This is a genomic window from Nocardiopsis akebiae (assembly GCF_018316795.1).
Lineage (GTDB): Bacteria > Actinomycetota > Actinomycetes > Streptosporangiales > Streptosporangiaceae > Nocardiopsis > Nocardiopsis dassonvillei.
This window is the reverse complement of the sequence record NZ_CP074132.1, coordinates 1,302,666-1,327,533: the sequence shown is the minus strand read 5'-3', so window position 1 is coordinate 1,327,533 and position 24,868 is coordinate 1,302,666. Positions and strand designations below refer to the sequence as shown.

Annotated in this window: 26 protein-coding genes; 17 read left to right on the top strand and 9 right to left on the bottom strand. The window is 74.1% G+C overall.

Annotation, left to right across the window (positions count from 1 at the left end; translation table 11 throughout):
• Positions 1-56: 56 nt before the first annotated feature.
• The 3 genes from KGD83_RS05730 to KGD83_RS05720 all read right to left on the bottom strand — a co-directional run bounded on the left by KGD83_RS05730 (position 57) and on the right by KGD83_RS05720 (position 3,050).
• On the bottom strand, positions 57-842 hold the full coding sequence (locus KGD83_RS05730) for an LOG family protein (RefSeq protein ID WP_212642860.1): 786 nt from the start codon (positions 840-842) through the stop codon (positions 57-59).
• 135 nt (positions 843-977) lie between these two features.
• The gene (gene dapE, locus KGD83_RS05725; RefSeq protein WP_212642859.1) at positions 978-2,042 is read right to left on the bottom strand and encodes a succinyl-diaminopimelate desuccinylase; all 1,065 of its coding nucleotides are present in this window, start codon (positions 2,040-2,042) and stop codon (positions 978-980) included.
• Positions 2,043-2,213: 171 nt separating this feature from the next.
• Positions 2,214-3,050 carry a 2,3,4,5-tetrahydropyridine-2,6-dicarboxylate N-succinyltransferase gene (locus KGD83_RS05720; protein ID WP_047870545.1) on the bottom strand — a complete coding sequence of 279 codons (837 nt, stop codon included), beginning with the start codon at positions 3,048-3,050 and terminating at the stop codon, positions 2,214-2,216.
• A gap of 188 nt (positions 3,051-3,238) precedes the next feature.
• Between KGD83_RS05720 and KGD83_RS05715 the strand changes: the two genes are divergently transcribed.
• Positions 3,239-4,120, top strand: coding sequence for a hypothetical protein (locus KGD83_RS05715; protein WP_212642858.1), 882 nt, complete (start codon positions 3,239-3,241; stop codon positions 4,118-4,120).
• 221 nt (positions 4,121-4,341) lie between these two features.
• Here KGD83_RS05715 and dapC read toward each other — a convergent pair whose 3' ends face one another.
• Both dapC and fdxA read right to left on the bottom strand, forming a co-directional pair.
• The gene (gene dapC, locus KGD83_RS05710; RefSeq protein ID WP_212642857.1) at positions 4,342-5,448 is read right to left on the bottom strand and encodes a succinyldiaminopimelate transaminase; all 1,107 of its coding nucleotides are present in this window, start codon (positions 5,446-5,448) and stop codon (positions 4,342-4,344) included.
• 207 nt (positions 5,449-5,655) lie between these two features.
• Entirely contained in the window at positions 5,656-5,976 is a 321-nt protein-coding gene (gene fdxA / locus KGD83_RS05705) for a ferredoxin (protein ID WP_013154907.1), read from the bottom strand.
• Between the two features lie 183 nt (positions 5,977-6,159).
• On the opposite strand from fdxA, the gene KGD83_RS05700 reads away from it, so the two are divergent.
• From KGD83_RS05700 to KGD83_RS05690, 3 genes are all read left to right on the top strand, one after another.
• Entirely contained in the window at positions 6,160-6,417 is a 258-nt protein-coding gene (locus KGD83_RS05700) for a putative acetyltransferase (protein WP_212642856.1), read from the top strand.
• A gap of 235 nt (positions 6,418-6,652) precedes the next feature.
• Positions 6,653-8,014 (top strand): hypothetical protein, encoded by a 1,362-nt coding sequence (locus KGD83_RS05695; RefSeq protein WP_212642855.1) that lies wholly within the window; start codon positions 6,653-6,655, stop codon positions 8,012-8,014.
• Between the two features lie 107 nt (positions 8,015-8,121).
• Positions 8,122-9,180 (top strand): site-2 protease family protein, encoded by a 1,059-nt coding sequence (locus tag KGD83_RS05690; protein WP_212642854.1) that lies wholly within the window; start codon positions 8,122-8,124, stop codon positions 9,178-9,180.
• Positions 9,181-9,413: 233 nt separating this feature from the next.
• Here KGD83_RS05690 and KGD83_RS05685 read toward each other — a convergent pair whose 3' ends face one another.
• Together KGD83_RS05685 and mshB are read right to left on the bottom strand one after the other, a co-directional pair.
• Complete coding sequence (locus KGD83_RS05685) at positions 9,414-9,962, bottom strand: hypothetical protein (protein ID WP_212642853.1); 549 nt, start codon at positions 9,960-9,962, stop codon at positions 9,414-9,416.
• 37 nt (positions 9,963-9,999) lie between these two features.
• The gene (mshB, locus tag KGD83_RS05680) at positions 10,000-10,866 is read right to left on the bottom strand and encodes an N-acetyl-1-D-myo-inositol-2-amino-2-deoxy-alpha-D-glucopyranoside deacetylase (protein WP_212642852.1); all 867 of its coding nucleotides are present in this window, start codon (positions 10,864-10,866) and stop codon (positions 10,000-10,002) included.
• Positions 10,867-10,985: 119 nt separating this feature from the next.
• Between mshB and KGD83_RS05675 the strand changes: the two genes are divergently transcribed.
• A complete protein-coding gene (locus tag KGD83_RS05675; RefSeq protein ID WP_212642851.1) occupies positions 10,986-13,184 on the top strand; it encodes a S9 family peptidase in 2,199 nt (732 codons plus the stop codon).
• A gap of 113 nt (positions 13,185-13,297) precedes the next feature.
• Here the strand turns inward: KGD83_RS05675 and KGD83_RS05670 are convergent, their stop codons facing one another.
• Together KGD83_RS05670 and KGD83_RS05665 are read right to left on the bottom strand one after the other, a co-directional pair.
• The gene (locus KGD83_RS05670) at positions 13,298-15,190 is read right to left on the bottom strand and encodes a serine/threonine-protein kinase (RefSeq protein ID WP_212642850.1); all 1,893 of its coding nucleotides are present in this window, start codon (positions 15,188-15,190) and stop codon (positions 13,298-13,300) included.
• 46 nt (positions 15,191-15,236) lie between these two features.
• Entirely contained in the window at positions 15,237-17,063 is a 1,827-nt protein-coding gene (locus KGD83_RS05665; protein WP_249352170.1) for a serine/threonine-protein kinase, read from the bottom strand.
• Positions 17,064-17,370: 307 nt separating this feature from the next.
• Here KGD83_RS05665 and KGD83_RS05660 point away from each other — a divergent pair, with 307 nt between their 5' ends.
• The 12 genes from KGD83_RS05660 to KGD83_RS05605 all read left to right on the top strand — a co-directional run bounded on the left by KGD83_RS05660 (position 17,371) and on the right by KGD83_RS05605 (position 24,827).
• Positions 17,371-17,754 (top strand): DUF3054 domain-containing protein, encoded by a 384-nt coding sequence (locus KGD83_RS05660; protein ID WP_212642849.1) that lies wholly within the window; start codon positions 17,371-17,373, stop codon positions 17,752-17,754.
• A gap of 50 nt (positions 17,755-17,804) precedes the next feature.
• Complete coding sequence (locus KGD83_RS05655) at positions 17,805-18,194, top strand: hypothetical protein (protein WP_212642848.1); 390 nt, start codon at positions 17,805-17,807, stop codon at positions 18,192-18,194.
• Positions 18,195-18,230: 36 nt separating this feature from the next.
• The gene (locus KGD83_RS05650) at positions 18,231-18,983 is read left to right on the top strand and encodes a TrmH family RNA methyltransferase (RefSeq protein ID WP_212642847.1); all 753 of its coding nucleotides are present in this window, start codon (positions 18,231-18,233) and stop codon (positions 18,981-18,983) included.
• A 51-nt stretch (positions 18,984-19,034) separates the two neighbouring features.
• Positions 19,035-19,670, top strand: a complete 636-nt coding sequence (locus tag KGD83_RS05645) for a GNAT family N-acetyltransferase (protein WP_212642846.1) — start codon at positions 19,035-19,037, stop codon at positions 19,668-19,670.
• 163 nt (positions 19,671-19,833) lie between these two features.
• Entirely contained in the window at positions 19,834-20,472 is a 639-nt protein-coding gene (locus KGD83_RS05640) for a GNAT family N-acetyltransferase (protein ID WP_212642845.1), read from the top strand.
• A gap of 144 nt (positions 20,473-20,616) precedes the next feature.
• Entirely contained in the window at positions 20,617-21,582 is a 966-nt protein-coding gene (locus KGD83_RS05635; protein WP_212642844.1) for a hypothetical protein, read from the top strand.
• A gap of 137 nt (positions 21,583-21,719) precedes the next feature.
• A complete protein-coding gene (locus tag KGD83_RS05630; RefSeq protein ID WP_212642843.1) occupies positions 21,720-22,220 on the top strand; it encodes a hypothetical protein in 501 nt (166 codons plus the stop codon).
• Positions 22,217-23,446, top strand: a complete 1,230-nt coding sequence (locus KGD83_RS05625; protein ID WP_212642842.1) for an NRAMP family divalent metal transporter — start codon at positions 22,217-22,219, stop codon at positions 23,444-23,446. Before KGD83_RS05630 ends, KGD83_RS05625 begins: the two co-directional genes overlap by 4 nt.
• Before the next feature lies 1 nt (position 23,447).
• Positions 23,448-23,837, top strand: coding sequence for a hypothetical protein (locus KGD83_RS05620; RefSeq protein ID WP_212642841.1), 390 nt, complete (start codon positions 23,448-23,450; stop codon positions 23,835-23,837).
• Positions 23,834-24,166: a PRC-barrel domain-containing protein gene (locus KGD83_RS05615; RefSeq protein WP_212642840.1), complete on the top strand. Its 333-nt coding sequence runs from the start codon at positions 23,834-23,836 to the stop codon at positions 24,164-24,166. Before KGD83_RS05620 ends, KGD83_RS05615 begins: the two co-directional genes overlap by 4 nt.
• Before the next feature lie 77 nt (positions 24,167-24,243).
• Positions 24,244-24,444: an Arc family DNA-binding protein gene (locus KGD83_RS05610; RefSeq protein ID WP_212642839.1), complete on the top strand. Its 201-nt coding sequence runs from the start codon at positions 24,244-24,246 to the stop codon at positions 24,442-24,444.
• Entirely contained in the window at positions 24,441-24,827 is a 387-nt protein-coding gene (locus KGD83_RS05605; protein ID WP_212642838.1) for a type II toxin-antitoxin system death-on-curing family toxin, read from the top strand. Before KGD83_RS05610 ends, KGD83_RS05605 begins: the two co-directional genes overlap by 4 nt.
• Positions 24,828-24,868 lie beyond the last annotated feature (41 nt).

The following is a 24,868-nucleotide window of genomic DNA, read 5'->3' as shown; positions in this document are numbered from 1 at the left end:
TCGGCCGCGGCCGCACCCCGCCGGGGCCGTGCGCCGCGGCCGTCCGCCCGACGCCCCTACTGCTCGGGTCCGGGGTGGACCTCCGACTGCTCGTGCTGGCGGTGGATGTCCAGATGGGACTTGCGGATGATGTCGACCACCTCGTCGAGGTCGTCGGTCACCTGGACCAGTTCCATGTCGTGCGACTTGATGAGCTGGTTCTCCAGCAGGCTGGAGCGGATCCAGTCCCGCATCCCGCCCCAGAACTCGGTGCCGACCAGCACGATCGGGAAGCGGGTGACCTTGTTGGTCTGCACGAGGGTGGCCGCCTCGAACAGCTCGTCCAGGGTCCCGAAGCCCCCGGGCAGGACCACGAACGCCTGGGAGTACTTCACGAACATCGTCTTGCGGACGAAGAAGTACCGGAAGGTCACCCCGATGTCGACGTAGTCGTTGAGCGTCTGCTCGAACGGCAGCTCGATGCCGAGCCCGACCGACAGCCCGCCCGCCTGCTGGGCGCCCTTGTTGACCGCCTCCATCATCCCCGGCCCGCCGCCGGTGATGGTGGCGTACCCGGCCTCCGCCAGCTTGGCGCCCATCTGGACGCCGATGTCGTAGTAGCGGTTGCCCGGGCGCAGGCGGGCCGAGCCGAACACGCTCACCGCCGAGGGCAGTTCCGAGAGGAGGCCGAAGCCCTCCACGAACTCCGACTGGATGCGCAGCACCCGCCAGGGGTCGGTGTGCACCCAGTCCGTGGGGCCCCGCTGGTCGAGGAGGCGCTGGTCGGTCGTGGTGTTGGGGATGGAGTCGCCCCGGTAGGTGAGGGGCCCGGCGCGTCGTACGGTCTCTTCTTCTTCCGTCATGACGTAAAGCTATCCGTGTGGAACCGGCTCACACCTGAACCACACGTTTCACACGGGTGGCCGCGAACGGCCTTTTCGCCGCCCCGGCCGGTGTCGGGACTGGTCACGGACCGGCCGACCGGGGCGCGGCGGGGCTCAGCGGGCGCCCGACAGCCAGGCGACCATGCGCTCCTCGGCCTCGCGGATGCGGGGGATCTCGGCGTACTCGTCCTTGGTGTGGGCGAGCGTCGGGTCGCCCGGGCCGTAGTTGACGGCCGGCACGCCCAGCTCGGAGAAGCGGGAGACGTCGGTCCAGCCGAGCTTGGCGCGGGCGCTGCCCTCCCCCACCGCGGTGACGAACGCCGCGGCCGAGGGCTCGTCCAGCCCGGGCCGGGCGGGGGCGGCGGCGTCGACCACGGCGACCTCGAACCCGTCGAAGACCTCGCGCAGGTGCGCCTCGGCCCCGGCGACGGACAGGTCGGGGGCGAAGCGGTAGTTGACCCGGACCACGCACTCGTCGGGGATGACGTTGCCCGCGACCCCGCCCTCGATGGCCACGGCGTTGAGGCCCTCGTGGAAGCGCAACCCCTCCACCTCGGGTTCGCGCGGGGTGTAGGCGCGCAGGACGTCCAGGACGGCTCCGGCGCCGTGGATGGCGTTCACGCCCATCCAGGAGCGGGCGCTGTGGGCGCGCTTGCCCCGGGTGGTGACCTCCACGCGCATGGTGCCCTGGCAGCCGCCCTCGATGACGCCGTCGGTGGGCTCCATGAGGACCGCGAAGTCCCCCGCCAGCCACTCGGGATGGTTGCGGGCCAGGCGGAGCAGGCCGTTGCGGGAGGCGTCGACCTCCTCGTTGTCGTAGAAGACGTAGGTGACGTCGTGCACCGGCTCGGCGACCAGGGCTGCCGTCCTGAGCTGGACGGCGACACCGGCCTTCATGTCCGAGGTGCCGCACCCGTAGAGGCGGTCGCCGACGACGCGGGAGGGCACGTTGTCCACGATGGGGACGGTGTCGATGTGCCCGGCGACGACGACGCGGCGGGGGCGGCCCAGGTCGGTGCGGGCGACGACGGCGTCGCCGTCGCGGCTGACGCGCAGGTGGGGCAGGGCCGACAGGGCGCCCTCGACCGCGTCGGCGAGGACCTTCTCGTCGCCGCTCTCGGATCGGATGTCCACGAGTGCGGCGGTCAGGGCCGCGGCGTCCGAGGTCAGGTCCAGCATGTGTCGCCCCGTTTCGGTGAGGTTGGAAGCCGTCGGACCGGGGGTGTCCCCCCCGGCCCGGATCACTGTCCCCCCAGTCTGGGGCAACCGGGGGCGCGACCAGAACTCACCGTGGAACGCGACGGGGCGCCCTCCCGCGCGGAAAGGGCGCCCCGGTCGGGTGCGGACGGGTCAGGCGTTGACGCCGTGCTCGCGGAGCAGGTCGTTGAGCGCGAGCTTGTCGTGCTCCTCGCCCTCCTTCAGGCGCCTGAGCACGAGCAGCACCGGCATGCCGAAGTCGCCGCCGGGGAAGCTCTTGGCGCGGTTGGCGGTGACGCACACCGACCAGGCCGGGGCCTCGCCGCGCGGCAGCTCCTCGCCGGTCTCGGCGTCGAATACGCGGGTGGAGGAGGTGAGGATGGTGCCCGCGCCGAGCTTGGCGCCCCTGCGCACGCGGGCGCCCTCGACGACCATGCTGCGGGAGCCGAGGAAGGCGTCGTCCTCGATGACCACCGGGGAGGCCTGCGGCGGTTCGAGGACGCCGCCGACGCCGACGCCGCCGGACAGGTGGACGTTCTCGCCGACCTGGGCGCAGGAGCCGACCGTGGCCCAGGTGTCGACCATCGTGCCGGAGCCGACGTGGGCGCCGATGTTGGTGAAGGACGGCATCAGGACGACGCCGGGGGCGAGGTAGGAGCCCCAGCGGGCGATCGCGCCGGCGACGACGCGGACGCCGTCGAAGCGGGTCTTGAGCGGCATGCGGTCGTGGTGGTAGAAGTCGCCGACGTGCGACTCCTTCATCTCCAGGACCTTGAAGCCGAGGAGGATGGAGCGCTTGGCGCGCTCGTCGACGACGACCTCGTCGGTGGAGGGGTCGACGAAGGCCACGCGGGCCTTGCCCTCGTCGATCTGGTCGATCGCGCCGATGATGGTCTCACGGGCCTCGGTGTGGCCGGGCGTGAGCTCGGCGCGGCTCTCCCAGAGTTCGTCGATGCGGTCGGGCAGCGGGCTGGAGTACGAGCTGGTCATGTGCACACACGTTAGCCGCTCGCTCCGGGTGCGGGGGCACGCCCTCCCCGAGGCGGCCGTCACCTCCGCGCACGGCCAGCCACCGCGGCGGGCGGCGGCTACAATGCGGCCGTGGCGCCGCGTGCGCCCCCGCGCGACGCCCCCTGCCGGTGCGGAGCGCCCACCTGTCGCCGACCCTTGGTTCGCCCGTGCCCAGTAAGCGCCGGAGGCTCTCCGCCTTCGTCAAGATCCTGCTCTCCCTGGTCCTCGTCTGCGGTTCGCTCGTCGCCGGGGCCTACTACGTGCTGACCACGTTCGAGCCGATCGACACGACTCCCCCGCCCGAGCCCGGCTGCCGCCTGACGATGTCCGACGGCCGGTACCCGATGGAGAACGCGCAGGCCGCGAGCGCGGCCACGGTGGGAGGCGTGGCGTTCGGCCAGGACCTGCCCCCCGAGGCCGTGACGATCGCCTTCGCGACGGTGTGGCAGGAGTCGGCGTTCTACAACGTGGAGTACGGCGACCGGGACTCCCTGGGGCTGTTCCAGCAGCGGCCCTCGCAGGAGTGGGGCGACCCGGAGCAGATCCTGGACCCGGTGTACGCCAGCAGCTCGTTCTACGAGGAGCTGGTCGAGGTGGAGGGCTGGAGGTCCATACCGGTCTACGAGGCGGCCCAGGCGGTGCAGCGCAGCGCCGACGGCTACGCCTACGACCAGCACGAGCGCCTGTCCACGCGGATGGCCGAGGTCTTCACCGGCACGCAGGGGGCCGCGCTGACGTGCTGGTACGGCACCGAGGCGCTGGCGGACCTGCGGTCCGGCGAAGCGGACACCGAAGCCGCCCTGGAGGAGATGGAGCGGGTGTTCGGCACCGCACCGGCGGACCTGCCTCCGGACGGGGACGAGGAGCCGCGGACCGGCGACCTGGGCTGGGCGATGGCCCTGTGGGCGGTGGCCCACGCCGAGGAGTACGGACTGACGTCGGTGTCCTACGACGGGCAGCGCTGGCGGGCCTCGGACGGCACGGACGACGCCGAGGACTGGGCGGCGGCCGACGGGGGCGACACCGGGGGCGGCCTGGTCCTGGAGTGACCCGGTGGTCCGGGACGGTTCGCGGGCCCGCTTCCGCGCCGGTCGGCTGACTGACTCGGCGACCGGTGCCGCGCCGGTGGCCGGACGGCGGGGCACGCCGCATGGCACCGGGGCGGGCGGGCCCCCGATACGACAAGGGGACCACACCCCGGTACGCGGCGGCCACCGCCTTCCGTCCGCCTGTGGACGAGCGGCGGGGCGGCGCGGACGGCGACCCGGCCTCAGGCCAGGCGCTCGGCCGCGGCCTCGACCCGCTCGTCGGTGGCGGTGAAAGCCACGCGCACGTGTCCGGCGCCCGCCGGGCCGTAGAAGTCCCCGGGGGCGACCAGCACGCCGCGTTCGGCGAGGTGGGCCACCGCGCCCCAGGCGTCGTGGTCGGGGTGGGCCGCCCACAGGTACAGCCCGGCGTCGGAGTGCTCGATGCGCCAGCCCGCGCCCTCCAGGGCCTCGCGCAGCCTGGCGCGGCGGGAGCGGTAGCGCTCCTTCTGCTCGGCGGCGTGCGCGTCGTCGTCCAGGGCGGCGCCCATGGCCGCCTGGACGGGCGCGGGGACGATCATCCCCGCGTGCTTGCGCACCGCCAGCAGCTCCTCGACCAGCGCGGGGTCCCCGGTGACGAAGGCCGCTCGGTACCCGGCCAGGTTGGAGCGCTTGGACAGCGAGTGCACGGCCAGCAGGTTGTCGTGGGAGCCGCCGCACACGTCCGGGTGCAGGATGGACACCGGTTCGGCGGCGTCCCAGCCCAGGTCGAGGTAGCACTCGTCGGAGGCCACGATCGCGCCGCGTTCGCGGGCCCACTCCACCACCTTGCGCAGGTGCGCGGTACCCAGGACCCGGCCGGTCGGGTTGCTCGGCGAGTTCACCCACACCAGGCCGACGGGGGCGGGGCCCAGGGTGGTCAGGCCGTCGGAGGCCACCGGGGTGGCCCCGGCCACGCGCGCGCCGATGTCGTAGGTGGGGTAGGCCAGCTCGGGGTGGACGACCGTGTCTCCCGCGCCGAGGCCCAGGAGCGTGGGCAGCCAGGCCACGAGTTCCTTGGAGCCCACGGTGGGCAGGACGGCGCCCTCCTCGACGCGCACGCCGTGGCGGCGCTCCAGCCAGCCCGCGACGGAGGCGCGCAGCGCGGGCGTGCCCCAGGTCTGGGGATAGCCGGGCGCGTCGGCGGCGTCGGCGAGGGCCTTGCGCAGCAGGGCGGGAACCGGGTCGACGGGGGTGCCCACGGACAGGTCGACGATGCCGTCGGGGTGCTCGGCGGCCCTGCGCTTGTAGGGCGCCAGCCGGTCCCACGGGAAGGTCGGGAGCCGCTTCGCCACGGGTCGCCGCTCGGCCATCGCACTTACTCCATCCAGGTCGGGTCTGTTGCCACAGGTCACACAGGACCACACGTCACACAGGAATCGCGCCGACCCCCGCCACGGGGGTCGGCGCGAGACGTCGTCCACACCGGACCGCTCTGGCCCGCGCACCCTCTGCGCCATAGGGGTGCCGCGGGCGTCCCCGGCCCCGGAGCGCCGGAACCCGCCCGGCGCGCCGCCGGGCTACTCGGCCTGCGGCGGCAGCTTGGCCACGAGCGGGTGGTCGCGGTCGATCTTGCCGACCTTGGAGGCGCCGCCCGGCGAGCCCAGGTCGTCGAAGAAGTCGACGTTGGCCTTGTAGAAGTCGGACCACTGCTCGGGGAGGTCGTCCTCGTAGTAGATGGCCTCCACCGGGCAGACAGGCTCACACGCACCGCAGTCAACGCACTCGTCCGGGTGGATATAGAGCATGCGGTCGCCCTCGTAGATGCAGTCCACGGGGCACTCGTCAATGCACGCCTTGTCCAGTACATCAACACAGGGCTGCGCGATGACGTAGGTCACGTCGTACTCCTTGTCTCACCCCCGCGTCCCACGGGGGAGGCGGGGATCTTCGCAGACTCCGGGCCGGGACCGGCGTGCGGGCGCCCTAGCCCCTGTTCCCGGGCTCTGCAAGCAATTGGCACAGATGTCGTAGTCCTAGTATGACGGCGGAGAACACCCAGCGCACAATCGGGGGGCATTTCCTTGCACATGGGAGGACGTCTGGTCCACAGGATCACTCCCGCCGACATCGGTCGGCGCGTCTCCGTACGAATACGCCTCCCCGAGGGCGGGTTCACCGATATCGTCGGTGTCGTGGAGTCCTGGGACGACGGCGTCCTGACCGTGCGCCGCCGCGACGGCTCCGCGGTGCAGGTCGCCGAGCCGACGATCGCCGCGAGCCGGGTCGTTCCCCCCGTACCCCCTCGCCGCCGCGGCGGGAATCCGCCGCGAACGCCCTGAGCCCCGTGCGTTCCGGGTTCCACGGAGTGAGGCGGCGTCCGTCCGGCGGGCGTCGCGAGGCGCGCAGGTCGCGTCTGGACAGTGGCATTCTTCGGGCCCTGCGGGGTAGAAAACGCACAGTTCCGCGGCGGGTCCAGCCGGTCCGCCGGGGAACCGACAACGAAGCATCGCGCCCCCCGGCGGCACATCCACGCGGAACGGGCGCCGGTACGCGGGGAGGTGGTGAGCGCCCGTCATGCGCGAAGCAGTAGCGTCCGCCCTCGCCGAGCTGGCACGCCGGGACGAGCGGGCGGCCGACATGGCCCGGTCGGCCCTGGACACGCTGGCTCCGGAACAGGAGATCGAGAGGCTCAACCAGCACGCCGTCCAGCGGTTCTGCTGGTTCGAGCTGCCGGTCCGCTTCCACGACCGCGCCGAGGACCGGCTGTTCGCGGTCAGAGCCCTGGGCAGCCTCTTCGCCCTCCTCCAGCTGCACCGGTACGCGCAGATCTGCTCGGCGCCGGAGACCGCGGCCCTGCTCACCGTCTACGACGGCGACCACGCCGCGGGCCTGGCGATGTACGAACGGCTCATGTGGGAGTCGGGCGTGGAGCCGCCGGACCTGCCCGAGCTGACCTGGGGGACGGCGGTCGGCGACGCCGAGATCGTGGCCCGCGACGAGACCGCGTCGGCGCTGGAGCTGGCGATCACCCTGGGCGACGTGCGCCCCGGCAAGCGCGGGTGGCGGCCCGCCCAGGAGCGGTTCGCCCGCTCCTTCCTCACCCAGCCGGACAACCGGGGACTGAGCCACCTGGACCGCGTCCGCGAGGAGCGGGTGCGCGCCTGGTTGAGCTCGTCCGCGCACCCGCACCGCCAGCGCCTGTGGCCGCTCGTGGGCCAGATCATCGCGGGCGCCGACGTGCCGCGCGGGGCCGAGGCCGCGATGGCGCCGCTCCAGCGGCTGCTGGACCTGGCCGCGGAGGGCATCGCGCTCACCCAGATCGGCTACATCTCGCCGGGCGTGGTGCGCCAGATGTGCGAGGACTTCGGGTGGCGGACCACCCCCGAGCCGCCGCGCAGCGAGACCGACGCCACGCAGCTCATCGCCCTGCACCAGGCGCTGCGGGGGATGCGCGCGGTGCGCAGGTCGGGCCGCCGCCTGGTCCTGACGCGGCGCGGGCGCCAGTTGCGGGAGGACCCCGAGGCGCTGTGGCAGGCGGCCACCGAGACCCTGTGCCGCACCGGGGGCCTGGACCAGGCCGCGGCGGAGACGCTGCTGGGCATGCTGCTGGCGCGCACCCCGCAGGGCAGCGGTTCGCACGCGCGCCGCGGCGAGTCGGACGTGGAGGCGGCAGAGAGGGCGCTGACCGAGTCGGGGTGGGTCCCGGCGGAGCCCCCGGCTCCCTCGGGCAGGCACGCCGCGTCGCACCGGCGCACCGCGGAGGCCGCCTCGGACCAGGTGCGCGCGCTGGTGATGGCGGTGAGCTGGCTGCTGGAGACCCTGGGCCTGCTCACCGACGACGACGGCGCGGGACGCCGGGAGCTGACCGCGCCGGGGCGGGCGTTCGCGATCGCCTGCCTGCACCAGTCGGCGGTGGCGCCGCGGGCCGTGGTCTGACCGGCGGGCCGCCTCCTGCCGCGCCCCCTGATCGGCCACCCGCTGCGAACGGGCGCCGACCAGGGCCTAACCTGGAGCGCGAACCATCCGAGACCAGCAGGAGCACCATGCCCGCGCCCGAGCCGCCGCGCAAGGCGGAGACGACCGACGTGCCCGAGGCCGGCGGGGCAGTCGCCGACCCGTGGGAGCAGATGCCCGAGGACGCCCTCAACCGGCCCGACCTGGGGCGGGACACCGAGGGCGCCGGGGACTCCGGAACCGGCGCCCGTCCCCGGGAGGCCGCGGGGGCGGAGGACGCGAAGGCCCCGGAGGCGCCCCCGGAGGTCGCCGGGGACGCCGCCTCACCGAGCGGCCCCGACGCCGCCCGCCCCGGAAGCTGGGCGGACTTCCTGCCCAGCCCGGTGTTCGTGCTGCTGCTGGGCCTGGCGGGGTTCGCGGGCTGGCTGTCGTGGACCGCCGCGGAGCTGGAGTGGGCCGCCGAGGGCACCAGCGTCACCCCGCTGGTCCCGCCGCTGTTCATCCTGCTCTGCTGGATCGCCTCCCTGGCCGTGCACGAGTTCGCGCACGCGCTCGCCGCCTACCTGGCCGGTGACCGCTCGCTGCGCGGAAGCGCCTACCTGAGGCTGAACCCGTTCGCCTACCGGCAGGCCTTCGCGGGGCTGGTCCTGCCCTCGGCCTACCTGGGCCTGGGCGCCTTCGGCATGACCGGTCCGCCCGCCTACGTGGACTGGGACCGCATCCCCTCACGGGGCCGCCGCGTCCTGGTGGCGCTGGCCGGACCGCTGGCCAGCCTCCTGGTGGCGGCCGCGTTCGCGGTCACCGTGTCCGTCCTGGTGCCCCCGGGCAACGACACGACCAACTGGGCGATCTCGGCGATGGCCTTCCTGTGCTTCGCGAACCTGACGGCCGCCCTGATCAACCTGCTGCCCGTGCCCGGCCTGGACGGCTTCGAGGTGCTGGCCGCTTGGACGCGCGGCACGTGGGTCGCCACGGCCCGGGCCAACGCGCTGTTCGGCTCGGTGGCCGTGTTCGCGGTCCTGTGGTTCCCGGGCCTGAACGACCTGCTGGTGGACGCGGTGTACGGCCTGTTCGACCTGGTGCTGCCCAACCCGGTGTTCCGCGGCATCGCCTTCTACGGCGAGCTGCTCCTCCAGTTCTGGGCCTGACCCGCGGCCTGGCGTCCGCCAGCGGGTGCCGGACGTGTACTGGCCGGAACCGTCACTGACGTGACGCAGGGGGCTCTGAACTGCGATGATCTTGTACTTATAGCGAGTTTGGGCCACCCCGGCCGAGGCCCTCAACAAGTTCCTCGTTGCAACAACCGCTTGACAGCAAGCCGTCGAACCCCGCTATAAGTACAAGATTCACGGCGCGGGGAGCGGGTTCTGGGGTCGCGGTCCTAGCCCTCGCGCCAGGGGCGCGCCTTCGCGGAGGGCCGCGCTCGCCGGTAGCCCCCGGCGGCGGGCGGCGCTTCGGATCCGGGCGCCGCGGCCCTCGGGGAACCGGGCGGCGGGGCGAACGACCAGCTGCGGATCACGGCGAACACCAGCACGAGCATCACCCCGAAGAGGTATGCGTTGTGCATGATGTGGTTCGTGAGCACGATGTCGCCGCCGGGCATGTAGCCGATCATCCCGATCAGCGCGGCCAGGTAGCCGAGCGCGAAGGCCGCCGCCCCCGAGGCGCGGCGGCTGCCCCACGCACACAGGCGGCAAGCGCCGTACAGCAGCGCCAGGAAGGCCAGCAGCCCGACCGCGCCCACGGCCTGGACCGCCGTTCCCGCGCCCCAGTAGAGGGTCAGCCAGCCCGCGCCGGTGGTGGCGAGCATGCTCGCCGCGGCGCCGAGCAGCAGCAGGACCGCGAGGGTCGTCCCGGTCAGTACCGGTGACAGGAAACGGGCGGAGGTCTTGCCCTCGGCGGGCGGGGCGGTCTCAGGTGTGGTGGTCACAGCGACGAGGTTAGACGCTCGCTCCCACCGGCCGCGGTCACAGCCCCGCGAACAGGTCGGTCTCGTACTCCCCGTGCTGGATGCGCTGCGTCGGCCCCACCAGCAGGGTGAAGTACTCCACGGCGTCGATCTCCTGGGCGATGTCGTTGGACAGGGCGAAGCGCTCGCCCTCCACCGTGATCTGCGTGGCGTGGGCGCGCATCGCGAGCGCCTTGGCCGCCCAGTGGTCGGTGGCGTCCACGCGGGTGGTCACCGCCGTCTCGGGGGTGCCGCGGGCGATGTCGGACACCCGGGCGGGCGGGGTGAAGGAGCCGGACTCCTCGCGCAGCCGCGCGATGGACTCCTCGATGCGCGAGACCGGCTGGGCGATCGCGTAGAGCTTGCGGACCTGCCAGGGCGTGCCGGGCATGGACCGCTCCCCCGCCCGGAGGAAGGCCCGGCGCGCGACCCTGTGCGCCTGGACGTGGTCGGGGTGCCCGTAGCCTCCGTGCTCGTCGTAGCTGACCAGCACGTGCGGGCGGACCTCGCGGATGACCTGCGCCAGGAGTGTGGCGGCCTCCTCCACGTCCGCGCCCCAGAACGCCCGGGGGTGCTCGTTGGTGGGCGCGCCCATCATCCCCGAGTCCCGGTAGCGGCCGGGGCCGCCCAGGAAGCGGTGGTCGCGCACGCCGAGCGCCAGACAGGCCTTGTCCAGCTCGCCGATCCGGTGCTCGCCGAGGGTGTCCTCGCGGTCGGAGGCCAGGTGCGCGAGGTCGTCCGGGATGACCTCGCCCTCCTCCCCCAGCGTGCAGGTCACCAGGGTCACACCGGCCCCCTCGGCCGCGTACTTGGCCAGGGTGGCTCCGGTGACGATGCTCTCGTCGTCGGGGTGCGCGTGCACCATCATCAGTCGCCTGTCAGTCACGTAGCGAACGATACCGGTCGCATCCGCCCGACACCTCCCGCACCGCACTCTCCCACCGGAGGGCGTCGGGCCGCCCGTCCGGCTCCCCGCGCGTGTGCGGCATGGGACACAATCGGCCTATGAGCTTTCCTCGCCAACAGGCCCGCACGCAGCGCTTCTCCATCGGTGTCCCCCGCGCGTTCCAGATCTCGCCGGACGGACGGCGCGTCGCCTTCCTCCGGGGACGCGACGGGGTGGACAAGGCCACCTGCCTGTGGGTGCACGACACGGAAGGCGCGGGAACGGACACGGTGGTCGCCGACCCCCGCTCCCTGGGCGCCGACGACGAGAACCTTCCGCCCGAGGAGCGGGCCCGCCGCGAGCGGCTGCGCGAGAGCGGCGGCGGGATCGTGTCGTACTCGGTGGACGAGGCGTTCACCCGCGCGGTGTTCACCCTCTCCGGGCGGCTGTTCTACGTCGACCTGGTCGGCGACGACACCGCTCCGCGCGAGCTGCCCGCCGCCACCCCCGTCGTGGACCCGCGCATCAGTCCGGCGGGCGACCGGGTCGCCTACGTCAGCGGCGGCGCGGTGCGCGTCCTGGACATCGCCGCCGCCGAGCCGGACCACGGCGACCGCCCGGTGGTCGAACCGGACGGCCCCGACGTCACGTGGGGCCTGGCCGAGCTGGTGGCCGCCGAGGAGATGGGGCGCTACCGGGGCTTCTGGTGGGCGCCGGACGGCTCCGCGCTCGCCGTCGCGCGCGTGGACGAGTCCGGGGTGAACACCTGGTACGTCTCCGACCCCGGCAGCCCCGCGCAGGAGCCGACGGCCCTGCGCTACCCGGCCGCGGGCGGCGCCAACGCCGACGTGCGCCTGGCCGTGTTCCGGGTCGGCCCGCACGGGGGCGGGCGACCCGAGCCGGCCTGGATCGAGTGGGACCGCGATGCCCTGCCCTACCTGGCCACGGTCGGCTGGACGACAGGGCCGGACGGCACGCCCACCGTGGTGTTCACCGCGCAGAGCCGCGACCAGCGCACGCTGACCCTGTTCAGCGCCGACCCCGCGACCGGCCTGGCGGTGGAGACGCGCACCGAGTCCGACGGCGTGTGGGTCGAGCTGATGCCCGGCGTTCCCGCCTTCACCGGTGCGGGCGACCTGGTGTGGATCGGCCGCGAGGCCGGGGGCGAGCGCAGGGTCTACGTCGGCGACGCCCCGGTCAGCCCTCCGGACGTGTACGTGCGCGGCGTGGTGGACGTGGACGGCGACCGGGTCCTGTACTCGGGGTCGCCCGCCGGGAACCCCGGGGACGTGTCGTTGTGGCTGGTCGAGCTGGGCACGGGCCTGGCCGCGCCGGTGGAGGTGCCCGGGCACGGGTGCAGCAGGTCCGCGGACTCGGGCGCGCACAGCGGCGTGCGCTCGGGGCGGCTGCGCGGCGACACGCTGGTGGTGCAGCACCGGTCGATGGACTTCCCCGGCGCGCACACGGTGGTGCTGCGCGGCGCGGGCACCGAGACGCGCCGGTCATGCTCCGAGATCGAGAGCCTGGCCGAGGCCCCGGACCTGCCCGAACCGCGCGTGGAGTTCTGGCGCGCCGGTGAGCGGCGGATCCCGAGCGCCCTGGTGCTGCCGTCCTGGTACCGGGAGGGGCTGCGCCCGCTGCCGGTGCTGATGGCGCCCTACGGCGGTCCGCACGCCCAGCGGGTGCTCAACGCGCGCGGGGCGTACCTGACCGCCCAGTGGTACGCCGAACAGGGGTTCGCGGTGCTCATCGCGGACGGCCGGGGCACGCCGGGCCTCGGCGTGGAGTGGGAGCAGAGCGTCCACCTCGACTTGGCCGCGCCGGTCCTGGAGGACCAGGTGGCGGCGCTGGAGGACGCGGCGGAGCGGTTCGACTTCCTGGACGTGTCGCGGGTGGGCATCCACGGCTGGTCGTTCGGCGGGTACCTGGCGGCGCTGGCGGTGCTGCGCCGCCCGGACGTGTTCCACGCGGCGGTGGCGGGCGCTCCGGTCATCGACTGGGAGCTGTACGACACCCACTACACCGAGCGCTACCTGGGCACCCCCGGGGGCGAGCCGGAGGCCTACGGGCGCAGCTCGCTCCTGGCGGAGGCGGCCAAGCTGGAGCGCCCGCTGATGATGGTCCACGGCCTGGCGGACGACAACGTGGCCTTCGCGCACACGCAGCGGATGTCGTCGGCGCTGATGGCGGCGGGGCGCCCGCACACGGTGCTGCCGCTGTCGGGGGTGACGCACTCGCCCTCGGACCCGACGGTCGCGGAGAACCTGATGCTGCTCCAGGTGGAGTTCCTCAAGGAGAACCTGCGCGGCGAGGGGTAGCGCCCGTCCCGCCCCGGTGCCGCGCGCGAGGGCGCGGCACCGGGGGGTTCGGCGGTGCGACCGCCCCCGGAGCCCCTCCGGGTCCTCACGGGCGCCCGGGCGCGGCACGGCGCTCAGCCGGTCCCGGTCCGCGGGGCCGCCTCCTCCTGGCCGGCGGCGATCTCCGACTCCTCGGGCACCTCGATCTCCACGGGTCCGTTGAACTGGAGGAAGCCGACGGTCGTGGAGTACCCGGTCATGAAGGCGCCGTTGACGCCCTCCTCCTCCGAGGACTCGTAGGTCTGGAAGTGCTGCGGGTAGCCGTCCTTGCCGATCCACAGGTCGAAGGTGAGTTCCGCCTCCTGTCCCGGAGCCAGGGCCGACTCCCCGGCGTAGGTTCCGGTGTAGTGGTGCCCCGTGCGCCCGCTCAGGTCGATGCCCTCGGTCAGGTCCTCGGGGTAGTCGGTGACGGGGGGCGCCGACTCCCCCTGGTAGCTGGCCCGGCTCCCCTCGCCGAGGACGGCCCGGAGGGACCCCACGTCGGACGTCCAGCCCGCCCGGGGACCGTCCTCCAGCTCCTCCGGCGCGGGGCGGTAGTAGGCGCCCTCGACCAACCCGACCAGGTTGGAGTCCGTGCGGGCCAGGACGTCGTCGGGCCCCTCGCCGATCTCCAGGGTGACGAAGGTGGCCGGTCCCGCGTAGACGCTCTGGAAGTACCTGGGTTCGGGGTCCTCGGTGTAGGAGTAGCTGGTCGTGCTCCCCGTGCCCATCTCGGCGTCCCTCGTCGCGGAGTAGGCCGTGAAGCTCGACGCGCCGAGGGCCAGCTCGACGGCCTCGCCCAACACCGCCTCCGTGTTCTCGGGATCGGCCAGCACGGCGGGTTCCCCGGTGTCCGCCGCGCCCTCACCGCCGTCCGCCTCGTCCCCGGTCGCGGAACCCCCGTCGGCGGCTCCCCCGCCCGCGGTCTCCCGGCCGTCCTCGGGGCGCACGACCAGCCAGGTGGCGACCAGCGCGGCGGCCAGGACGGCCGCGGTGGCCGCGAGCAGCGGCGTCCGGCCGGACCGGCGGACCCGTCGGGGCGCGGGCGCTTCCACCCCCCGCCACTCGGTGGCGAGCAGGCCGGGGACGACCTCGGTGACCGGGTCGCCCCGGAGCGGCTGGACACGGGTGGCGTTCCAGCCGGAGGTGAGCTCGGTGACCACCTCGGCCGCGGTGGGCCTGCGTCCGGGGTCCTTGTCGAACGCCCGCCGCACCGGCTCCAGGAGTTCGGGCGGCACCCCGTCCAGGTCGGGCTCGCCGTTGCGGACCCGGTGGGACACCACCTCGGCGGACTCCCTGCCGAAGGGATCGCGGCCGGTGGCGGCGAAGGCGACCAGGCCCGCCCAGGCGAACATGTCGGAGCGGTCGCTGGCGGCCCGCCCCTCGTACTGCTCCGGCGCCACCCACCCCGGGGTGCCGAACAGGCCGCCGGTGCGTGTCAGGGCGGTGCCCTCCACCGCGCGGGCGATCCCGAAGTCGAGCACCTTCGGACCGCTCGGGGACAGGATGACGTTGCCGGGCTTGAGGTCGCGGTGCACCACGCCCGCGTCGTGGATAGCGGTGAGCGCCTCGGCGAGGCCGACGGCCAGGGCGAGCAGGACGCCCCCGGAGAGCGGTCCGTGCCGCCGCACGTGCTGGCGCAGGGTCAGGCCGGGCACGTACTCGGTGGCCAGCCACGGAGTGTCCGCCTGCGTGTCGGCGTCCAGGAACGCGGGCGCGCAGGCCGCGCGCACGCGCCTGACCATCTCCACCTCGCGGGCGAAGCGGGCCCGGAAGTCGGGGTCGGCGGCGAAGTGGGCGTGGACGACCTTGACCGCGGCGCAGCCGTCGCCCGGGTCCAGGCCGGCGTAGACGGCTCCCATGCCGCCCGCGCCGACGCGGCCGACCACGTGGTAGCCGCCGATGCGCTCGGGGTCGGCCCCGGTGCGCGGTTCCACGCCGGGGGGAAGGCGCTTCCGATCGAAGGCGGGAGTGGTCGCTGTGGTCAACGTGTGCCCTTCCTGGGGGTCGGGGGTCGAAGGCGGCGGGCGCGGCTCAGGAGAACGGGTCGGACTCCTGGTACGCGCAGCTGTTGACGGGGACTCCGGTGACAAGAGTGGCGTCGTGCGGGGCGAGCCCCGGCGAGTCGGTGAAGCCGGGGTGGGTCTGTTCGCCGCCCGGGTTCGGCGCCACGTGGCAGAAGCCGCCGGGGTATCCGGGGCCGATCCGCTGCTCCTCGTCCAGGACCTCGGCGGGCAGGTAGTAGAAGACGCCGAAGGTGACGGCGCCGACGATCGTCACGGTGAACTCGGCCACGGGGTCGTCCGGGTCGAGTTCGGCGAGCACGCCCCGGCTGCCGGGCCGGGAGAAGTCGAGGCGGCCCTGGTCGGGGGTGATCTGCCTCACCCAGGCGAAGTCGTCGCTGTGGACGTTCAGGCCGCCGAAGTCGGGGAGGTACTCGGCGGTGGCCGTGACGGTGACCGAGTTCGTGAAGCGCTCCCCGCGGGTGAGGGTCAGCCGCAGCTGGTCCAGCGCCTCACCGCTCCCCTCCACGGGTTCGAGCGTGCGGACCAGTTGGGCGCTGTCGCCGGGAACGGGCTCCACGGCCACGGTCCCGGTGGCGTACAGGTCCCGGTACTCGGCGGGCACGTCCTCGCCCGCGCCGCCCTGCAGCGCGCCGTCGCCGTCGGCGGTGCCCGAGGTGGCGGTCCCCCCGTCGGCGGCGGCGCCTCCGGTCGCCGCGGATCCCTCATCCCCGGCCCCGGAGAGGACGGTCAGCCCCGTCCCGGCCAGCACGGCGAGCGCGAGTCCGGCCGCGCCGACCGCCAGCGGCCGCTGGTTGCGGCGCGCCCAGGAGCGCCGGGGCGGGGCGTGGAAGCGCCAGAGGTCGGTCCGGCCGTCGTCGGGGGCGACGGCGCCGGTCCAGGCCCGGGCCACGAGCCCGGGGAGGTCCGCGCCTGGGTCCGTACCGGGGCCGGTGGCACCGCCCCCGGAAGCGCCCGTCCCGCCCCGGGCGGCGCGCAGCAGACCGGCCGTCTCCCGCAGGGCCGCGGCCGCGTCCGGACGCCGCGCGGGATCCTTGTCCAGGGCCCGCTCCACCAGCGCGCGCAGGGCCCCGGGAAGGCCCTCCAGGTCCGGCGGCTCCGACAGCACGCGCGGCACCGTGGTGTCGGTGCCGCCCGCGCCGAACGGGTTGCGTCCGGTGGCGGCGAAGGCCGTCAGCCCTCCCCAGGCGAACATGTCGGAGCGGTCGGTGGCGTCACCGCCCGCGTACTGCTCCGGGGAGGTCCAGCCCGGCGTGCCGACCAGCCCGCCGGTCCGGGTGAGCGCGGTGCCGTCGACCGTCCGGGCGATACCGAAGTCCAGCACCCTCGGACCCTGCGGGGACAGGATGACGTTGCCGGGTTTGAGGTCGCGGTGCACCACGCCCGCGCCGTGGATAGCGGTCAGGGCCTCGGCCACACCCAGCGCGAACGCGGTTAGGGCCGCGCCGGTGAGCGGTCCGTGGGCCCGCACGCGGGCGTCCAGGGTCGGTCCGGGGACGTACTCGGCGGCCAGCCAGGGGACCTCGGCACGGGTGTCGGCGCCCAGGAGACCGGGCACGCAGGCCGCGCGCACCCGGCGCAGCAGGGCGACCTCCCGGGCGAAGCGCTCCCGGAACTCACCGTCGGCCGCGTAGACCCGGTGCACGCACTTGACCGCCACCCGCCGGTCGGCGTCGTCCAGCGCCGCGTAGACCACGCCCATGCCGCCCGAGCCGATCCGGCCCACCACACGGAAGGGGCCGACGCGCCGGGGCTCGTCGGAGGCGAGCGGCCGCACGCCGGGCGGCAGGGGAGGCCGCGCGGAGCCGGGGTGCATGGGCGAGGGGGCTGCGCTCATGTGGCGTGGACGACCTTCTGTTGTCGGGGGGGTCCGGGTGGGGCTGGGGGCACGAACGGCGCCGGAGAGCGGAGCCGTCGGCGGACACCAACCTAGGACACGGCCGCGACGATCGTGGTTCTCGCGCACTCCACCCGAACCACTGTTCTCCCGTCCCCGCCGTTGCGCCCCGCTGGCTCCCGCCCGCACCACCGCCCCCGGCCCCGCATCCCCCGCCGGACCGGTCCGGGCCCCGGGCCGCCGACACGTCGCGACGCTCGGCCCGCCCCGCCCGGACGTTCCCTCGACCCGGGCATAGCCTGGCCGTATGCGTTCCTCCACCGCGCCGCGCGCCCTGGCCGCGCTGCTGGCCGACCTGGTCTGCGTGCTGGCCTTCGTCGTGATCGGCAGGACCGACCACGGGACCGGTACGGCCCTGGCCGAGATCGCCTGGACCGCCTGGCCCTTCGCCGCCGCGACGGTCCTGGGCTGGGCGGTCACCCGTGCCTGGACAGCCCCTGTCCGGATCTGGCCGACGGGGTTGTTCGTGTGGGCCGTGACCGTGGTCGGGGGGATGGCGGTACGCGTGTTCCTCGGGGAGGGCGCCCCGACCAGCTTCGTCATCGTCACCTCCCTGTTCCTCGCCGCGACCATGCTCGGCTGGCGCTGGGTGGCGCTCGTCGTCGCGAAGAGGAGACAGCGCCGCGCCTGAGGGGGAACACTGGGTGGTGGAACACAACCTCCCTCGCGAAGGAGCCCCCCGTGGCCGACCCCGTCACCCTCGCCATCGCCGCCGCCGTCGTCACAGGCGCGGTCGGCAAGATCACCGAAGCGGCGACCGAAGGAACCGTCGCCGCCTTCAAGTCCCTGCGCAAGGCGGTCTTCGCGCGCTTTCGCTCCGACCCCGAATCCCAGCAGGTACTGGACGACGCCCTCCTCGAGCCGGAGGACCCCCAGGCGCTGGCCGCCGTCGCCGAGCGCCTGGAGCGGGCTGAGGCCGAGGAGCCCGCGATCCGCGCGCTGATGGCGGAGCTGCGCGGCGAGGTCGTCCAGGAGGGCGACGGGGCCGTGCACAACAGCATCCAGGGGGACGTCAGCGGCAGGGCGCGCGTGTTCCAGGGCCGTGACTTCCACGGGGACATCCACCTGTAGGAGGTCCCACCGCGGAGCGTTCGTAAGCTGGAACAGATGAACGAGCACCCCGCACCCCAGTCGCCTCCCTCCGGCTCCGTCCGCGGTCCCGCCTCCCCCGCGTCCGCGGACGGAGCCGGTGAGGACGAGGCGCGCGAGGTGGGCGTGGGCCCGTGGGAGGGCCCCTGGCCCGAGGGCGACCACTACGATCCCGACCTGCTGGCGGGCGGCGACCGCCGCAACGTCGTGGACCGCTACCGGTACTGGCGGCGCGAGGCGATCGTGGCCGACCTCGACACCGTGCGCCACCCCTTCCACGTCGCCGTGGAGAACTGGACGCACGACTTCAACATCGGCTCGGTCGTGCGCACCGCCAACGCGTTCGGGTGCGCGGCCGTGCACATCGTGGGCCGCCGCCGCTGGAACAAGCGCGGCGCGATGGTGACCGACCGCTACCAGCACGTCCACCACCACCCCGACACCGAGGCGCTGGTGGCCTGGGCCGAGGAGCGCGGGCTGGCGCTGCTCGGTGTGGACAACCTGCCGGGTTCGGTGCCGCTGGAGACCTATCCGCTGCCCAGGAACGCCGTGCTGGTGTTCGGCCAGGAGGGCCCGGGGCTCTCCGAGGAGGTGCGGCGGGTGTGCCGGGCTGTGCTGTCGATCTCCCAGTTCGGTTCGACCCGGTCGATCAACGCCGGGGCCGCGGCCGCGATCGCCATGCACGCCTGGGTGCGGGCCCACGTGTTCGACCAGCCGGTCCCCGCCGCCTTCTCCGCGGACGCCCCGGCCCCCACCACGGCACTGTCGTGATGGTTCCGTGATCTACCATGGCCGAAAGGCCCCTACCAGAGAGATTCCGGGATGAGTCCGACCGTCACAGCAGCCTCCCGTACCGCCACGATCGACGACGTCGCCGGTGTCGCGCGCGTTCTGGCCAGGTCAGCGCAGGAGGACCCGCTCTTCCGGTGGCTGTTCCCCGACGACGAGCTGCGGATGGCCCGGACGCGCCGCTTCTTCGCCCTGACCGCGGGCTTCGGCTACGTCCCCTCGGGCGACACCCGGGTCGCCGAGACCCGGGACGGCAGCGAGGACGCACCGGTGGTGCGCGGCGCGGCGCTGTGGGCTCCGCCCACCGCCAACCCGGAGGGCCAGCTGGTGTCGCTGCGCACCTGGCCGCACTGGGGTCCCCTGATCGGCCGCACCCGCCTGGCCGCGTTCGTGCGCGTGTTCGCCGAGTGGAAGCTGGCCGCGCCCCAGGAGCCCCACCTGTACCTGGCGGCGCTGGGCGTGGACCCGGCCGCCGTCGGCACGGGCGTCGGCGGCGGGCTGCTCACCTCGGGTCTGGACCGCGCCGACTCCCAGGGCCTGCCGGTGTTCACCCAGACGCTCAACCCCAAGACCGTCGGCTTCTACGAGCGGTTCGGGTTCCGGCTGGTCAGGGAGACGGAGAGCCCCGAGGCGGGAACCAACTACTTCCTGCTGCGCGACCCCTCCTGAGGGCCAGCGGGCCCGCTGGCCCTTCCCGGGGAGCCGCCTCTCACCGAAGGGCCTCCCCTTCCCGGGGAAACGCCCCACCCGCGACGGTCGCCCGCCCTACCATGAGCGGTGATCGGAGCCCCGGGCACAGGGGTACCCCGGCCCAAGGGAAGAGGCAGCCCCCGTGACCCCCACAGCGGTACAGGCGGTCCGCACCGCGACCATGAACGACGTGCCCGCCGTGGCCCGGGTGCTGAGCCGCGCCCTCTACCACGACCCGCTCTTCCGGTGGCTCTTCCCGGACGACGGCCTGCGCATGGCGCAGAACCTCCGCGCGTGCGCGCTGCTGGCCGGGTTCGGGCACGTCCCCGGCGGCCACACCACCGTGGCGGAGTCCCCGGAGGGCCCCGGGCGCGTCCCGGTGGTGCGCGGCGCGGCCCTGTGGACCCCGCCCGACGCGGGGCGGGAGGGAGCGGCGGTCCCGCTGAGGTCGCTGCCGCACTGGTTCAGTCTGGTGGGGCTGTCCCGGCTGCCGGAGCTGACCTGGTACAAGGGCGAGGTCAGGTCGTCGGCGCCGGAGGTCCCGCACTGGTACCTGTGCGTGCTGGGCGCCGACCCCGCGGCGGACGGGGCCGACGCGGGGGCGCGGCTGCTGCGCCAGGGCCTGGCGCGGGCCGACGCGGACGGGGTGCCGGTCTACCTGGAGACGGCGGACCCGGCGGACATCGGCCGCTACGAGGACTACGACTTCCGGGTGGTGCGGACGGTCCGCCCCCCGGCGGCCCCCTCGACCTACTGCATGCTGCGCCCCGCCGCCCCCTGAGGCCCGTCCGCCGGGCGGCCCCGCCTCCTCTGGCGTACCGGCGCACGCGGAGACCGGCCGGGAACGGGCCGCGGGCGGGCCCCGGAGGCGGCGCGGACCGATCGGGGTCTTCTGATCCACCGGGCCCCCTGACAGGATGGGCGCGTGGACATCCGAGGAATCTCCCACCACACCGACGGCGTGTCCGAGGAGGCGGCGGCGCGCGACATGCGCGTCATCCGCGAGGACCTGCACTGCACCGCTGTGATGCTGATCGGCGCCGACACCGGACGGCAGCGGGCCGCCGCGCGCGCCGCGCTGGAGGCGGGCCTGGACGTGTGGGTGCGCCCGCAGCCGGAGAACCCGCCGGTCGCCGAGCGGCTGGAGCACCTGGACGCCACCGCCCGCATGGCCGAGCAGCTGCGCCTGGAGCACCCCGGCCGGGTGACCCTCATGGTCGGCACCGAGTTCTCGCTGACCTCCCCGGGCCTGCTCCCCGGCGGGAGCGAACTCGTCCGCCTCCAGTTCGTCACCCGTCCGTGGCTGCGCCGCCCCTTCGAACGGAGGATGCGGCGCAGGCTCGCCGCGCTGCTCGCCTCGGCCCTGGACGTGGCCCGAGAGCGCTTCGGGGGGCCGGTGACTTACGGAGCCGGGGGCTGGGAGGAGGTGGACTGGTCGGGATTCGACCTGGCCGGGGTGAACCTGTACCGGTCCGGGACCGACGCCGACGCCTACGAACGGCGTCTGGACGCGCTCCGGGACGGTTGCGGCAGGCCCCTGGTGATCACCGAGTTCGGCTGCGGCGCCCACGACGGGGCCGACCTGCGCGGGGCCGCGTCCTTCCTCGCGGTGAACTGGTTCGCCGACCCGCCGCGCCTGCGCCGGGGCACCTCGCGCAACGAGGCCGTGCAGGCCGGGTACCTGGACGCGCTGCTGGGGCTGTACCGGGAGCGGGGGGTGCACGGCGCGTTCGTGTTCACGTTCGCCATGCCGGGCTTCCCGCACAGCGAGGACCCCGTGTACGACCTGGACGCGGCCGGGTTCGGCGTGGTGCGCACGGCCGGGGACGACCCGGCGTCCTGGGAGCCCAAGGAGGCCTTCCACACGGTCGCGCGGCGCTACCGGACCTGAGGGGGCCCGCCGCCCCCGAGGCAGGGACCGCTGATCCGGCCACGGCACGGCCGCCGGTCGGCACACCGCGAACGCCCAGCTGACACGCCGCGGACGGGCGCGGCCGCCGGACCCGCGCGCGGTTAGGGTCCTGAGCCATGACGGGTAGCGAACGGCGGCGGCCGGGGTGTCCCCGCGGGCCCCGGGTCCTCCTCGCGCGGTGCGCGCCCGCCGCCCTGGCGGCGGCCCTCGCACTGGCGTCCGCGGGTTGCACCGCCCCGGCGCTGACCGCGGACGCCTACCGCGACGACGCCCGGCGGACCACCGGGGACCTGCTGTCGGCCGTCCGCACGGGGACGCTGGTCGCGGAACTGGCCGGGGACGACCGGGCGTTCCAGCCCTACCTGGAGGTCAGCGCCGAGGACGCGGAGGACTCGGCCCGCTCCCTCACCGACACCTTCGGCTCCCTCCAGCCGCCCTCTCCGAACTGCGACGGCCTGCGGGACGAGGTGACGGACCTGTCCGACGCCGCCGTCCACGGCCTGTCCGACCTGCGCGTCGCGCTGGGGAGGGAGGACCGCGACGGGGTGGCCGGGGCCGCCGAGGCGCTCCGCGGGACCGCCGACGCGCTGGCGGGACTCCAGGAGGAGCTGCGGTGAGAATCCTCCTGTCCTTCACCCTGGGCATGCTCACCGCCGTCGGCGGGTTCCTGGACATCGGCGACCTGGTCTCCGCCTCCGTGGTCGGCTCCCGCTTCGGGATGTCCCTGGCCTGGGTGATCCCAGTCGGCGTCATCGGGATCATGCTCTTCACCGAGATGGCGGCGCGCGTCACGGCCGTCAGCGGCCGGGCCGTCTTCGACCTGGTCCGCGAGCGGCTCGGCGCCCGCGCGGGCCTGGCCAACCTGCTGGCGTCCTACGTCATCACCCTGCTGACCATGTCGGCGCAGATCGGCGGTATCGCGCTCGCCCTCGAACTGGCCAGCAGCGTCCACTACCTGCTGTGGGTCCCGGTGGCCGGGTTCCTGGTCTGGGTGGTCGTGTGGCGGATGCCGTTCGGGTGGATGGAGAAGACCTACGGGCTGCTCGGCCTGGCCCTGGTCGTGTTCGCCGTCGCCCTGTGGCGGCTGAGCCCCGACTGGGGCGGTCTCCTGGCCGACGCCGCGAGCTTCTCCCCTCCCCCGGAGGAGGAGTGGCCGGTGTGGTCCTACTACGCGATCGCGCTGTTCGGCGCGACGATGACCCCCTACTCGGTCCTGTTCTTCTCCTCCAGCGGGGTGGAGGAGAAGTGGGCCCCCCGCGACCTGGCCACGGCCCGGATCAACATCTTCCTCGGCTTCCCGGTGGGCGGCCTGCTCGCCCTGGCCATCATGGGCTGCGCGGCGGCCTGGCTCATGCCCGCCGACGTCCACGTGGAGGACCTGGGCCAGGTCGCGCTACCCGTGGTCGCGGCGCTGGGCGGGCTCGGGCTGGTCGTGGTCCTCGTGGGCTTCTTCGCGGCCACGTTCGGCGCCGCGCTGGAGTCGGCCCTGGCGTCGGGCTACAGCGTGGCCCAGTACTTCGGCTGGCCGTGGGGCAAGACCCGGCCGCCCGTGCGGGCGGCGCTCTTCCACTCGGTCATCCTGCTGGGCCTGGTGGCGGGCACCCTCTTCGTCCTCACCGGGATCGACCCGGTCAAGGTGGTCGAGTACAGCATCGTGCTGTCGGCGGTGGCGCTCCCGCTCACCTACCTGCCGATCTTCGTGGTCGCCAACGACCGCCGCTACCTGGGCGACCGGGTGAACTCGCGGTTCACCAACATCGTGGGCTCGGTCTACCTGGTCCTGCTGCTCGCGGTGTCGGTCGTCGCCGTCCCCCTGATGCTCTACACGAAAGCGGGGCAGTGAGATGCCGGAGGACCGGGAGCGCGAGTCCGTGTTCCGGATCGGCTTCACCGTGCTGGACCGCCAGATCGTCGACCGCGACGGGCAGCCGGTGGGCAAGGCGGACGACGTCGAGTTCTCCTGGGAGGAGGGCTCCCCTCCGGTCATGACGGCGCTGCTCACCGGCTCCGCCGCCCTGGGCCCCAGGCTCTCGGGGCGCCTGGGGAGGCTGTGGCGCACGGTGTTGAGCAGGCTGCGGCCCTCCGAGCACGAGCCCGTGCGCATCCCGGTGGGCGACGTCGAGGACTTCGCCCCCACGACCCGTCTGTCCACTCCCGTGCCCGAGGGGAGCCGCGCGGCGGAGAGGTGGCTGAGCCGCAACGTCATCGGCCGCATCCCGGGGGCGGGGCGATGAGCGGATTCCTGTTCAGCGAACTGCTCGGCCGCCGGGTCACGGACAGCTCCGGCCGGACGGTCAGCGAGGTCCAGGACGTGGTCGTGCGCCGCGACGGGGAGGTCTACACCGTCCTGGGCCTGGTGCTGGGACGGGGCGCGCTCGCGGGCCGCCTCGGCTACGGGGGCTCGCTGGAGCCGCCCTCCCCGTGGCACCGGGTGCTGGGCTGGATGCGCCGCCACGAGCGCTACGTGGCCTGGGATGACGTCCGGAGCCTGGACGGGGACTCCGTGGAGATCGGCGTCGGATACGGGGACCTGCCCCGGCACTGGCGCGAGCACGAGGGCTGAGCCGCCCCGGAGGGGGCCGCGTTCCCGCCCTCCACCGTGTACCAGAGAGTGATACCACTTCCAGGTATCATTGCGGCATGAACATGCATCTACGCCTGCCCGACGACGTACACGCGGAGATCAGGGAGGTGGCCGAAGAGGACGGCAACAGCGTCAACACCGAGGTCGTCATCGCGCTGAAGGAGTTCCTCGCGGCCCGTCAGACCGAGAGGATCCGCCGGTACGCGCTGGAGATCGCCGAGGAGGACGCGGAACTGCTGGCGAGGCTCGCCGAGTGACGCGCTACCTCACCAAGGCCGATGTCCGCGTGATCATCGAGGTGACCCTTCCGTCCTATGTGACGGTGCGGGACATCGGCCAGCTCCACGCGGCACTGCTGCGCCCGCAGACCACGGCCTTCGGTGACGACGCCTATCCGGACGTGTGGCAGAAGGCCGCCGCCCTCATGCAGTCGGTCCTTATCGGCCATCCCCTGTCGGACGGCAACAAGAGGCTGGCCTGGATCAGCGCCAAGCTGTTCCTCCGCCTCAACGGCCAGAAGGTGGGCAGACCCGACCAGAACGCCGCCTACGACCTGGTCATCGCGGTCACCACCGGCGACCTGGCGGACGTCCCCGAGATCGCCGACCGGCTGAGAGGACTCATGCCTCCCGCTGAGTGACCCCGAAAGCGGCGACGGCCCGCGGCCGGGCCCGGAGGCGC